Annotated in this window: 12 protein-coding genes and 1 tRNA gene; 3 read left to right on the forward strand and 10 right to left on the reverse strand. The window is 42.1% G+C overall.

Annotation, left to right across the window (positions count from 1 at the left end; genetic code table 11):
- Window positions 1-2,397, reverse strand: a complete 2,397-nt coding sequence (pheT, locus tag KIH87_RS10865) for a phenylalanine--tRNA ligase subunit beta (protein ID WP_232357902.1) — start codon at window positions 2,395-2,397, stop codon at window positions 1-3.
- An 8-nt stretch (window positions 2,398-2,405) separates the two neighbouring features.
- Complete coding sequence (gene pheS, locus KIH87_RS10870; RefSeq protein ID WP_232357903.1) at window positions 2,406-3,386, reverse strand: phenylalanine--tRNA ligase subunit alpha; 981 nt, start codon at window positions 3,384-3,386, stop codon at window positions 2,406-2,408.
- A 177-nt stretch (window positions 3,387-3,563) separates the two neighbouring features.
- Between pheS and KIH87_RS10875 the strand changes: the two genes are divergently transcribed.
- The gene (locus KIH87_RS10875) at window positions 3,564-4,811 is read left to right on the forward strand and encodes an EAL and HDOD domain-containing protein (protein ID WP_232357904.1); all 1,248 of its coding nucleotides are present in this window, start codon (window positions 3,564-3,566) and stop codon (window positions 4,809-4,811) included.
- A gap of 130 nt (window positions 4,812-4,941) precedes the next feature.
- Here KIH87_RS10875 and rplT read toward each other — a convergent pair whose 3' ends face one another.
- The 4 genes from rplT to thrS form a co-directional block, all read right to left on the reverse strand.
- The gene (gene rplT / locus KIH87_RS10880; protein WP_232357905.1) at window positions 4,942-5,295 is read right to left on the reverse strand and encodes a 50S ribosomal protein L20; all 354 of its coding nucleotides are present in this window, start codon (window positions 5,293-5,295) and stop codon (window positions 4,942-4,944) included.
- 14 nt (window positions 5,296-5,309) lie between these two features.
- Window positions 5,310-5,507: a 50S ribosomal protein L35 gene (gene rpmI / locus KIH87_RS10885; RefSeq protein WP_232357906.1), complete on the reverse strand. Its 198-nt coding sequence runs from the start codon at window positions 5,505-5,507 to the stop codon at window positions 5,310-5,312.
- A 116-nt stretch (window positions 5,508-5,623) separates the two neighbouring features.
- A complete protein-coding gene (gene infC / locus KIH87_RS10890; protein WP_232357907.1) occupies window positions 5,624-6,169 on the reverse strand; it encodes a translation initiation factor IF-3 in 546 nt (181 codons plus the stop codon).
- A gap of 21 nt (window positions 6,170-6,190) precedes the next feature.
- Window positions 6,191-8,101: a threonine--tRNA ligase gene (gene thrS / locus KIH87_RS10895; RefSeq protein WP_232357908.1), complete on the reverse strand. Its 1,911-nt coding sequence runs from the start codon at window positions 8,099-8,101 to the stop codon at window positions 6,191-6,193.
- A 394-nt stretch (window positions 8,102-8,495) separates the two neighbouring features.
- Between thrS and KIH87_RS10900 the strand changes: the two genes are divergently transcribed.
- Together KIH87_RS10900 and KIH87_RS10905 are read left to right on the forward strand one after the other, a co-directional pair.
- The gene (locus KIH87_RS10900; RefSeq protein WP_232357909.1) at window positions 8,496-9,365 is read left to right on the forward strand and encodes a fructosamine kinase family protein; all 870 of its coding nucleotides are present in this window, start codon (window positions 8,496-8,498) and stop codon (window positions 9,363-9,365) included.
- Window positions 9,366-9,410: 45 nt separating this feature from the next.
- Window positions 9,411-9,611: a CPXCG motif-containing cysteine-rich protein gene (locus tag KIH87_RS10905; protein WP_232357910.1), complete on the forward strand. Its 201-nt coding sequence runs from the start codon at window positions 9,411-9,413 to the stop codon at window positions 9,609-9,611.
- Between the two features lie 15 nt (window positions 9,612-9,626).
- Here KIH87_RS10905 and KIH87_RS10910 read toward each other — a convergent pair whose 3' ends face one another.
- The 4 genes from KIH87_RS10910 to KIH87_RS10925 all read right to left on the reverse strand — a co-directional run bounded on the left by KIH87_RS10910 (window position 9,627) and on the right by KIH87_RS10925 (window position 13,162).
- A complete protein-coding gene (locus tag KIH87_RS10910) occupies window positions 9,627-10,112 on the reverse strand; it encodes a LabA-like NYN domain-containing protein (protein WP_232357911.1) in 486 nt (161 codons plus the stop codon).
- Window positions 10,113-10,121: 9 nt separating this feature from the next.
- Window positions 10,122-11,513, reverse strand: coding sequence for a DEAD/DEAH box helicase (locus tag KIH87_RS10915; protein WP_232357912.1), 1,392 nt, complete (start codon window positions 11,511-11,513; stop codon window positions 10,122-10,124).
- Between the two features lie 348 nt (window positions 11,514-11,861).
- Window positions 11,862-11,938, reverse strand: a tRNA-Val gene (locus KIH87_RS10920).
- 153 nt (window positions 11,939-12,091) lie between these two features.
- Window positions 12,092-13,162 (reverse strand): patatin-like phospholipase family protein, encoded by a 1,071-nt coding sequence (locus KIH87_RS10925; protein ID WP_232357913.1) that lies wholly within the window; start codon window positions 13,160-13,162, stop codon window positions 12,092-12,094.
- Between the last annotated feature and the right edge of the window lie 3 nt (window positions 13,163-13,165).

Here is a 13,165-nt window from a genome sequence, read left to right on the forward strand (position 1 = left end):
CTAATCCCTCAAAGACGCACCAAAATCAGTACATAATTTTTCGACTACAACATTCACTATAGACTGAATCTCAGCCTCTTCCAGTGTTCTGTTGTCATCTTGTAAAGTAAGAGAGATCGCCAAGCTCTTGTGACCTTCAGGGATCCCTTCTCCCTTGTATACGTCAAACAAGTTTAGGCCAACTAATTGATTTACGCTACATTTTTCGACAGCAGATAAAATATCAGCCGCTGCGACCTCATCTTTAACAATAATAGCAAGGTCTCGACGGTTTGCAGGATATTTGGAAAGTTCCTTACTCGCAGGAATCACTTTCTCTCCTAAAGCAGCCACAGCAAGCTCAAATACGAAGGTTTTACCTTTTAAATCCAAAGAATTTTCGTACTTGGGATGCAATGCACCAATATATCCAACCAGTTGCTCACCATTGAAAATGGCAGCAGCTTGCCCAGGATGTAAATAAGAGGCTTGTTCTAGATTAGCTCGCTCGAAGCGGAACTTTCCAGGTTGAACACATTTGTTCAACATCGCCTCAACATCACCTTTTAAATCAAAGAAGTCACATTTGCGATTATCAGAATTCCAACTTTCTGGCAAAACCAAGCCAGAAATCACACCTGCGATCATTTCTTCTTGCTTTAAGCCCAAATCAGCTTGCTCATCTGGAACAAAACGCAATCCGGTTTCAAACAAGCGAACGCGATTTTGCTGGCGATTCAGGTTGTAAGACAGAGCTTGCAATAATCCCGGTAACAAACTCAAACGCATTACCGACATATCCGCAGAAATAGGATTTGGAAGATGAAATCCTTCTTGCTCAGGGAATAACGCAGCTTGCATTTTTGGATCAACAAATGAATAGGTAATCGCTTCTTGGTAATCTCGAGCAATTAACACATTCTTCAATTCAGTTAAGGTAATATTCGCTTCTTTGGTATTACGCATTCTCAAATCAGCTTTAGGGGCCTCATTTGGAATATTGTTGTAACCATACACACGAGCAACTTCTTCAACCAAATCTTCTTCAATGGCAATATCAAAACGGAAAGAAGGGGCGACAACATCCCATTTGCCATCTAATTCAGTAACAGACAACCCCAAACGAGTCAGTATTTCAGTGACCTTCTCTTTCGGGATCTCAATACCAATTAGCCTTTCAAGCTTTTCAGCTCGTAAGGTGATTTCGTTCATTTTAGGAATATGCTGTTCCAATACGGCTTCAGTAATCGGCCCAGCTTCACCACCAACGATGTCTAACAACAGCTTGGTAGCTCGTTCCATTGCAGTACGCTGCAATTGAGGATCGACACCACGCTCATAGCGGTGAGATGCATCAGTGTGCAAACCATACTGACGAGCTTTACCTGCAATGGCTAAAGGCGCAAAGAAGGCACTTTCCAGGAAAATATGACGGCTTGATTCAGTCACCCCGGAATCCAAACCACCAAAAATGCCCGCCATTGCGACAGGTGCTTTATGGTCTGCGATGATCAAAGTATCAGACTTTAATTCAACTTCATTACCGTCCAACAAAGTCAGCTTTTCACCTTCTTTAGGGAAACGAACTTTAATGCCGCCTTGTAGTTTTTCCAAATCAAAGGCGTGCATTGGATGGCCTAATTCCAGCAACACGTAGTTGGTCACATCAACAACTGGATCAATACTGCGAACACCACAACGACGCAGTTTTTCTTGCATCCAGACAGGAGATGTCGCCGCCAGATTGATGTTACGAATCACACGTCCAAGATAACGCGGACAGGCTTCGTTGGCTTCCAATTCGATAGCGAATTCATCGTCAATCATTGGAGCAACAGGTTCAATAACAGGAACCGTCACATCCAGATTGTTTAATACGCCTACTTCACGCGCCAAACCTTTAATGCTTAAACAATCGGCACGGTTAGCGGTTAAGTCCACTTCAATTGTGACATCATCCAGTACAAGATAATCACGAATATCAGTGCCAATCGGCGCATCTTCTGGAAGTTCAATAATACCGCTGTGATCTTCTGAAATACCCAATTCAGAATAGGAGCACAACATACCATGAGAAGGCTGCCCACGAAGCTTGGCTTTCTTAATCTTGAAATCACCTGGCAAAACTGCGCCCACAACAGCAACAGCAACTTTTAATCCCAGGCGGCAGTTTGGTGCGCCACAAACGATATCAAGAAGTTCGTCCTGACCAACATTAACCTTTGTCACTCGCAGTTTATCGGCATCAGGATGCTGACCACATTCAACCACTTCACCAACCACCACACCTGAAAATTCACCCGCAACAGGATCAACTGCGTCTACTTCAAGGCCGGCCATTGTAATTTGCTCAGCCAATGCTTCACTTGTCAGAGCAGGGCTTACCCACTCTCTTAACCATTTTTCACTGAATTTCATCGGTCTGCTTACTTAAATTGTTTCAATAAACGAAGATCATTTTCAAAGAATGATCGCAAATCGGTTACGCCGTAACGCAGCATCGTTAAACGCTCTACCCCCATACCAAAAGCAAACCCTGAGAACTCTTCCGGGTCAATATCTACTGCTTTCAAAACATTGGGGTGAACCATGCCACAGCCTAACACTTCCAACCATTTGCCATTTTTTCCCATTACATCAACTTCGGCTGACGGTTCGGTAAATGGAAAATAAGAAGGACGAAAACGAACCTGCAAACTCTCTTCAAAGAAATGTTCCAGAAAGTCGTGCAAGATCCCTTTTAACTCGGTAAAAGTCACTCGTTTATCAACCATCAACCCTTCAACTTGATGGAACATTGGTGTATGCGTTTGATCGTAATCGTTTCGATATACACGTCCGGGAGAAATGATACGAAGAGGGGGTTTTTCAGCCTCCATGGTGCGAATTTGTACACCAGAGGTTTGCGTACGCAACATCATGTCAGGATTAAAATAAAAGGTATCGTGGTCTGCTCTTGCAGGATGATGCGCCGGCATATTTAACGCATCAAAATTATGAAATGCATCTTCCACTTCTGGCCCGGATTTTACTTCAAACCCTAACTCACCAAAGAACTGTTCAATTCGGTTTATAGTGCGAGTTACAGGGTGTAGACCACCAGAAGATGCGTAACGACCAGATAGCGTGACATCAATGCTTTCTTTGGCTAGTTTTTCAGACAATTCCTGTTCTTTCAGGAATTCGCCACGAGAATGAAGTATATCCTGGATAACCTGTTTGGCTTCATTGATTTTTTGACCAACAACAGGACGCTCTTCAGCAGATAACTGCCCCAAACTTTTTAATAGCCCTGTAAGCTTGCCTTTCTTCCCTAAAAATGCAACCCTAACTTCGTCCAGTGCTGGGACATTGTCAGATGCAGCAATACTTTTTTCCGCTTCTTTGATAATGGCTTCGAGATCCATAATCTCCCCAATATTCGGCTCAAAACATGTGAGATGGTCATTGACCACGGTGAGCGGGCAATTCTACACGAAAGCCAAACGAGGCGACTAGTGAAAATGCAGTATATTTAACAGATTGACGCATTTTACCGAAATTTAAGTAGTAACATTCTAGAAATAGCAGGAGGAAGTCGCTAAATGCGTGTCTATGCGGCAAGACAAGCAATTCTGAATCGCCGAAAACAGTCCGTTGCCTATGAATTATTTTTCAGGGATGGCGTTAGCAACAGTTTTCCTAATATTGACTCAACAGCAGCCACCTCCAAACTCATGCTTAATCACCACTTCAATGTGGGTTTTAAGACAATTACCAGAGGTAAACGTGCGCTGATCAATTTCTCTGAGCAAGCTATTTTAGCCAGATTACCGACTCTTTTACCGGCAAACGACATTGTTGTTGAAATTCTGGAAGATGTACCACCGTCTGAAGAAGTATTCCAGGCTTGTCGAGAAATGTTCCATCAGGGATATCGTTTGGCGCTTGATGATTTTCAATATCATCATGGCTGGGAGAAATTCATGAATTTCACTCGCCTTATTAAGTTTGATATTCAACATACGCCTCTTAATAAGCTTGGTGGAATACTGCCAGAATTAAAGAAAAAATATAAACAAATTAAATTTCTGGCAGAAAAAATAGAGACTTATGAAGAATACGAACAAGCCAGAGAAATGGGCTTTGACTTCTTCCAGGGCTATTTTTTCTGTCGTCCAGAAATGATGAGCCACAACGATATAGATGTTAGTTATCAAATCGTTATGGCTATTTACGCGGAAGTGCTTAAACCCAATTTCAGTTATGACAGGTTAGCTCGTCTGTTTGAAAAAGATGTTTCCCTAACCTACAAATTACTTAAATTTATTAATTCGGGATTATTTGTACTGGTAGAGCCGATCGGCTCTATTAAGCAAGGTTTAGTCTACCTTGGAGAAGAAAGAGCAAGAAAATTCATCTCTCTGATTGCGACGGCTCATTTGGGAATAGTAAAACCCATGGAGCTCATCAGGATGTCAGTCATTAGAGCGCGCTTTTGTGAATTTATTGCTGAAAAATCACATCCCGCAATGAAAGATCAGGCGTTTTTGCTCGGCCTATTCTCCTTAATTGATGCCATTCTGGATAAATCAATGGAAGATATCGTTCAGGCATTACCTTTGGTAGAGGAAATCAGAGAAGCACTCATAGGCTACAAAAATGTGTTATTTCACAACTTGGAGCTAGTGAAGGCTTATGAATCAGGAAGCTGGTACAACACCCAGAAAAAAGCGCGAGTATTACGATTACAACAGGATTCTTTGGCTGAAATGTACAATAAAGCCGTCGCTTGGTCTGAATCGTTCGAAGAAGGTACTGAACAAATTGCTGCATTAACCGATGATATATAAGGCTCTTTACCGAGCCTTTATTTCATTGCACTTGCTTTTTCAATTCGGCTTTTCAATTTAGTTTTTCAACAGATATAAAAAAGGAGCGTTAAACGCTCCTTTTTCAAAATCACATCAACAGATGCAAATCTTACAAAGCACCTTTTGCAGTTTCAACCAAAGCAGTGAATGCTGCTTTGTCATGGACTGCGATGTCAGAAAGGATCTTACGATCGATTTCAACAGATGCTTTCTTAAGACCATTGATGAATCGGCTGTATGACATACCGTTCTGACGAGCGGCAGCGTTAATACGCGCAATCCACAATTGACGGAACTGACGCTTGCGTTGACGGCGGTCACGATAAGCATATTGACCCGCTTTAGTTACCGCTTGATAAGCAACGCGGTATACACGACTACGAGCGCCGTAATAACCTTTTGCTTGCTTCAGTACTTTCTTGTGACGTGCACGCGCCACTACACCACGTTTTACTCTAGGCATTATTCAGTCTCCCGTTACACGTAAGGCATCATACGTTGAATCAACGCAGTATCCGATTCATGAACTAATTTTTTACCACGTAGATGACGTTTACGCTTAGAGCTTTTTTTCGTCAAAATGTGGCGCAAATGAGACTGCTTGCTTTTGAAACCACCAGAAGCAGTTTTTCTAAAACGCTTCGCGGCTCCGCGGTTAGTTTTCATTTTTGGCATGAGTATATACTCCGCATTTTTAAGGCAGCATGCATAACACGCTGCTAATTACAAACTGGTTGCAAGGTGATTAGCTGTTCTAAAAGAACATCTAATACTTGTAGTGACCTTACCACCTACTTTTTAGAGGGGGCTAATACCATGATCATCTGGCGACCTTCTACCCTATTAGGGAAAAACTCGCAAGAAGCAATGTCTTCCAAATCCGTTTTAATACGGTTTAGAAGTTCAATACCGATCTCTTGGTGAGCCATTTCACGACCGCGAAAGCGAACCGTAACTTTGGCTTTATCACCCCCTTCGAGAAAGCGACGCAGGTTGCGCAGTTTTACCTGGTAGTCGCCAATATCAGTGCCAGGGCGAAATTTAATCTCCTTGACCTGAATTTGTTTCTGTTTTTTCTTCTGCTCTTTCTGAGCCTTACTTTTCTCGAAAAGAAACTTACCGTAATCCATTACTTTACAGACAGGAGGAGTGGCATTAGGGCTAATTTCAACCAGATCCATATCACTCTGCGAAGCTCGTTCTAAAGCTTCCGTCAGAGAAACAACACCGACCTGTTCCCCATCCTTTCCAATTAAACGAACCTCTCTTGCTGTAATTTCATCGTTGATGCACTCTTTGTTTGCATCAGCCTTGTTGTTGCTTCTTTTAATAAGCAATTCCTCCGAGAAAAGTTAATATCATGATTTCTGTTCAATTTCTTGAATCAGTTTATTCACTATATCGTCAATGTGGAATTTACCAAGGTCTTCACCTTTACGAGTCCGAACAGCCACTTCACTGCTCTCAACTTCCTGATCTCCGACCACTAACATATATGGAACGCGCTTAAGCGTGTGCTCGCGGATTTTAAAGCCAATTTTTTCATTTCTCAAGTCCGCTTTTACTCTTATGCCATGTTTCCGTAACTTTTCAGCAACAGAAAGCACATATTCGGCCTGTTTATCGGTAATATTCAGGATAACGACCTGAGTCGGAGCCAACCAAAGTGGAAAATGACCAGCATACTCTTCAGTTAAAATACCAATAAATCTTTCGAGCGAGCCTAATATAGCACGGTGAATCATAACCGGTACTTTTCTTTCTCCATCTTCAGCAACATAAGTGGAATCTAATCTTGCCGGCATAGAGAAATCGAGCTGAACTGTACCGCACTGCCATTCACGATCCAAACAGTCGTGCAAAGTAAATTCGATCTTAGGCCCGTAGAATGCGCCCTCACCTTCCTGATATTCAAACTCAATATCATTAGACTTCAGAGCTTCTGCCAAGGCTTCCTCAGCTTTATCCCAAATTTCATCACTACCCACACGTTTTTCAGGACGAGTGGAAAGTTTCACATCAATTTTTTCAAAACCAAAGGTTTGATAAGTCTCGTAAACCATCTTGATACAACCGCTGACTTCATCAAGAATTTGCTCTTCGGTACAGAAAATATGAGCATCATCCTGAGTAAAACCACGAACACGCATCAAACCATGTAGAGAACCAGATGGCTCATTACGATGGCAGCTACCAAACTCTGCCATACGTAAAGGTAAATCACGATAAGATTTTAGACCCTGATTGAAAATTTGCACGTGCCCCGGACAGTTCATTGGCTTAACGGCATATTCTCTATGTTCCGACTGTGTCGTGAACATGTTTTCTGCGTATTTGTCCCAATGCCCTGACTTTTCCCACAGAACACGATCCATCATCAATGGGCCTTTAACTTCCTGATAATCAAAGACAGACAACTTTTCACGAACAAAAGCTTCAAGTTCTTTATAGATAGTCCAGCCATCGTTGTGCCAGAACACCATACCCGGGGCTTCTTCTTGCCAGTGGAACAAATCCAACGCTTTACCAATTTTACGGTGATCACGTTTTTCAGCTTCTTCCAGCTTCACCAGGTAGGATTTCAGTTCTTTTTTATCAGCCCATGCCGTACCGTACACACGCTGCAACATTTTGTTGTTGCTGTTACCACGCCAATAAGCACCCGCAACCTTCATCAATTTAAAGTTATGGCAAAAGCGCATATTAGGTACGTGCGGGCCACGGCACATATCGACATATTCTTCATGATGGTACAAACCAGGACGATCATCTTTACTGACGTTTTCGTCCAGGATTTCCATCTTGTAAGTTTCGCCTCGCGCTTCAAACGCATCACGCGCTTCCTGCCAGGAAACTTTCTTCTTGATAACATCGTAATCGGTTTTAGCCAGATCCAGCATGCGCTTTTCCAGCTTATCCAAATCTTCCTGACGCAGTGGCTCATCTAAATCAACATCATAGTAAAAACCATTGTCAATTACCGGACCGATAGCCATCTTGGTATTAGGCCACAATTGCTTGATAGCATGACCCAATAAGTGGGCACAGGAGTGACGCAAAATTTCTAGTCCTTCCTTATCCTTTGCGGTAATGATACGCAAAGACGCGTCTTCAGAAATTAAATCACAAGCATCGATCAGATTACCGTCAATTTCCCCAGCAATGGTTGCCTTGGCTAAACCAGGGCCAATATCGTTGGCAATGTCCATTACAGATACAGGGTTATCAAATTGACGTTGACTACCGTCAGGGAGCGTAATTACAGGCATGTTTAATCCTTTTACAGTGGTGACACGTACCAAGCGCCACTTGTTAATTCTTTAAAAAAAAACTAATCGAAAATATTTGGCAAAATGAAGTATTTGCGATCGATTAAAAAAACGGGCGGATATTAACAATTTAGAGCTTTGATTACTACCTTGAATGCTCACTGAAATGCAGATATTCCGGACTTTCGCTCATTTAAGAGAAGTTTTAAAACAGAAAACACATGGTAGCTTTCAAATTTATGAAAATAAATTTAAAAAAGCATCAACAAGTTAGTAATAATTCCTGCAAATTTGCGGAGAATCCCCGCAACAACACAACAATTTGTACCATACTAACAAAATATTATTGGTCTTAAGTCGTAATGACAGCCATTAAACCTTTGCCTACTGTGTAATGACTATGTGGCATTTTATTAGTGAAAAAATTAGTGACGCTCTAGATATCGAATTCGTCTGTGACGACATTCGACATATCTCTGGTGGTGATACTCATTCTTGCTTCAAAATCAGTAACGATAAAAAACGTTTTTTTGTCAAAATCAATTCACCGGATATATTGCCTCAATTTGAAGCCGAAATAGATGGATTGTTGCATTTAAACAAAACAGAGCTCTTCTTTGTCCCTCATCCAATTTGCTCAGGCATTATCGAAGACAAAAGCTATTTAGTGCTGGAATACATCTCCATGCAGGAAGGAACAAAGAATGACTGGTTTGCCTTCGGGCAACAACTCGCCAACATGCATCAACAATGGACTTCAGAAACCTGCGGTTGGCATATCAACAATTTCATTGGCTTAACCCCACAACTCAACACCCCATGCCAAAACTGGACTGAGTTTTTTATTGAATATCGCATTCGGTACTTAATGAAATTGCTTCAAAAACAAGGACATTCCGTCGCAGATATCAATGACACTTGCAAGTGCATTTCATCCTTACTTGACGGACACAATCCAGTAATCTCGCTAATGCATGGTGATTTATGGGGCGGAAATGTAGCTTTTCATAAAGCTCAACCTGTTTTATTCGACCCAGCCATCTACTATGGTGATAGAGAAACAGATATTGCCATGACCGAATTGTTCGGTGGTTTTAATACCTCATTTTATAAAGGCTACAACACCACATATCCTCTTAATGATGGATACACATTGCGTAAGTCTATCTACCAGCTCTACCACATTCTCAATCATGCATTATTGTTTGGAGGACATTACCTGGAAAATGCAAAAGCAATTATTGCTCAGTTACGTGAAAGCTAACCGCCATCACAATCATCGGTTTAAGTTGTTGAACGAGGTGTGTTTATGAAGTTGAAGTATACCGATATCCAATGCCCTCATTGTGGTCATAGAGTGCATCTGGAAATTGACGCCAGCAACGGCGATCAAGACTATTACGAAGATTGCCCCAACTGTTGTAACCCAATCCATTTACGAACCCACGTTGACGAGTTACATCGCCAAATACAGTTAAATGTGGATTCAGATGATGAGCAGATTTATTGATTCAGCAGATTGAGTCTACAGAAGATATTCTTCATCAATGATCTGAAAGTCATTACAACTGTTGATCAAAGAGCGAGCGGTTAACTCTTGTACTCCCATAACATGGGTACGTACATGGTATTTCTCTGCCACATGTTCCAGCAGCATGTCGAAATCACCATCACCACTCATTAATATGATATTTTCCACCTGAGCAGCGGCTTCCATCACATCAATGGTTATTCCTACATCCCAATCCCCTTTTGCCGAACCATCACTACGCTGAATATAAGGCTTTAATTTTACGTTAAAGCCCATGCTACGTAGCGCCGTTTGAAACTTATGCTGTCCATCATTGTTGCTATCAATCGCATACGCATTGGCAATCGTTAACTCATAAGTCTCACTCAACTTTTGCCACAATAAACGATAGTTGAACTGCCTTTGGTACTTTTGGCGGCAGGTATAGTAAATATTCTGCACATCAACAAACAGAGCCGCTGTAGGTTTGGTTTCAGACATATTAAGCCTTTATGATGGACTTTCAGGACGCTTACGCGGTCGACGCCACTTTGCAGGTTTTGAACGAGAGTCTGTTTTTGTACGAGAATCTTGTTTTCTATGAGACTCGGGTTTTGGATCCGTTTTTGATTTTACTGATTCATTTCCCTCTTTCGGCGATGTCGCAGGCCATGCAAATTCGCCCTGCTTTTTCCTAAGCTTGGCTTTGTGTGGCTTTTTCGGTTTTGAACTTGATGCTTTCTTGCTATTCACTACTTTTAGCGCAACCGTCGGTTCGAATCCTTCAATCACCTTTTGCGGGATCGTTAAATTAATAAATTTTTCAATGTCTGCCAGTTGTTCACTTTCTTCACTGCAAACCAAAGAAATGGCCATTCCCGATTTGCCCGCTCTTCCTGTACGACCAATTCGGTGTACATAATCTTCTGAAACGTTCGGCAGGTCGAAATTAACCACATGCGGCAATTGTTCTATATCAATGCCTCGAGCAGCGATATCAGTCGCGACAAGCACTTGCACCTTGTTCTGTTTGAAGTCAGCCAGCGCCCGGGTACGGGAATTCTGGCTCTTATCACCATGAATCGCAGCCGCAGAAATGCCTTTTTTGTCCAGTGTTTTAGCGAGTCGATTAGCGCCATGCCTGGTACGACAAAACACCAAAACCTGAAACCAGTTTTCACTACTAATCAAATGCAAAAGCAACTTTGTTTTATCGCTTTTATCAACCGGGTGAACACATTGGTCGATGCGATCAACTGTTGTATTGGGTGAAGAAACAGAAACTTCCACCGGGTCAACCACCAGGCTCTTTGCCAATTCTCGAATATCATCCGAAAACGTTGCCGAAAACAACAGGTTCTGACGCTTTTTAGGCAACAACGCCAATATCTTTTTGATATCGTGGATAAATCCCATATCCAACATACGATCAGCTTCATCCAATACCAACACTTCCAATTGTTGAAACTTGATGGCATTTTGTTGGTACAGGTCTAACAACCTTCCCGGCGTTGCAATTAATACATCAGTGCCTCGACGTAACTTCATCATCTGAGGATTGATTTTCACACCACCAAATACCACGTTGTAATTTAGCGGTAGTTGCTTGCCGTATTTGTTGACGCTATCAGCCACCTGAGCAGCCAATTCTCGAGTCGGCGTCAAAATTAAAGCTCGAATATGATTGTGATGAACTTTATGCGCCTTCTCACTCAAATTATGCAATATAGGTAAAGTAAACGCCGCAGTCTTACCGGTTCCGGTTTGCGCTGCCGCCATGACATCACGACCTTCCAGCACGGAAGGAATGGCTTTTTGTTGAATAGGAGAAGGATCGCTATAACCTTGTTGTTCTAGCGCCAGAAGTAAAGGAGCGGAAAGCCCCAGAGATTTAAAATCCATAAAATAAGGTTTCTTTTGTGATAAAACATATCCGCTCAAACGATCTGCGTCTATTCACAAACAATTCGCGGCTTAATCATATAATTCATGCGTTAATTGCCCGCCTATTCTAGCAACAAAGAGCTGACGACAAAAAACAGGCAACAAACGCATCTAAACATTCATTCGAAAATAATCACTGGCAACTTAAAAAAATATTGCCCTTGGTTTTCATTCCATCGTAATAAACCAATAGAAGTTTTACGCTATTTAGAGACTAGCAACCGGAGAAAATTCATCAACGCTTAAAATAACGATGATTTTCTTTTGTCTGGCTTGGAGGTTAGATATCTGAAAAGAATTTGGAAATGGTGCGTCCGAGTAGACTCGAACTACCGACCCCCACCATGTCAAGGTGGTGCTCTAACCAACTGAGCTACGGACGCACTTGAATGAATCGGCGCGTATCATAACGATGCCGCCTATAAGGTGCAAGTAGTTTTTATGCCATCCTTGTTTCTCTGATGATTTAGTAATCATTCGCAAGAATTTCATACCGCTCGGCACGATAACGCACATTAAATTTCCGCGTTTGTGTGCTACTTCATCTTGAAGGGCAAAGGTTTTATACGTTTGCGCAACTTGACCGGATCCAGCAGTTCCATAAAGTCCTGAGCCAGTTTATCGCCTTCTTTAATAATCGTTTGCCAATAAGGAATACGCTCTTCAGCACTCATGCTTTCAAAGTCTTTTCTGTCGGCAATCTTGCGTTTAGGTAGTTGCGCAACAAAACGCTTACTGGGAGCTAAAATAACCACTTTGTCGTAACTGGATGCATGTGGACGACGCTTGCTCATTTTATCGAACCAGCCTGGCGTAGGTTTCGGATAAAAATGAGGATATAAGGTAAGCCCTTTTCTATTCGGGAAAGAAAAATCAAAATGGTAATCAATGATACCACCATCACGGTACATGCCCTCTTTTGCCCCTTCGATATCTTCAACTCCTCTTAATACTCCGGGTATTGAGCCAGAAGCCAACAGCGATTCAAATACATTTTCAGGAGTTAAAGGAACTATTTCAGTAGGTATATGGCAAGGATCTTTAAACTCTAGCCCGGATTGAGATTGCGAAAAGACAACTCGAGTATAGTGATTGCCCAGATGCTTGCGTTTTACGGAGTTACTTGCCGCACTTGCCAGTAATCCCATCGTTAACCCGGGTTGCCTTTCTCGCGCCGTCAATCCACGGCAACGAACAGCAATAAAGTGAGCTTTAAATACCGGGTTATTCACAATTTGGTTTAGCCTGTCACCGGCCAAAATTTCAGATAATAGCGCCTCGGCTTTATCGGAAATTTCATGAATATCCGGCTTTTCACTGTAAACCGTATGAGAATATCTATCTGCTAATATACTTAGCGTTTCCGCAGGTGAACTTTGAGCAAGACAGGCAAAGCGAAACGCGCCCGCAGAAGAACCAACCAAATCAAGCGGCTTACTACGCCCTTTAAAAAATTCTGGCACAAGCACTTTATCCAGCCCAGCCAAAATAAACCATTTAGGCCCGCCAGAAGCGCCTAACATGACGTCAAAGTCATCTGCAACCAATCCAGTATCCAGCAATTGAGCCATTGCAGCCGGCCCCGCATAAATATCCAAGTTCAACACTTA

Source organism: Paraneptunicella aestuarii (assembly GCF_019900845.1).
Classification (GTDB): domain Bacteria; phylum Pseudomonadota; class Gammaproteobacteria; order Enterobacterales; family Alteromonadaceae; genus Paraneptunicella; species Paraneptunicella aestuarii.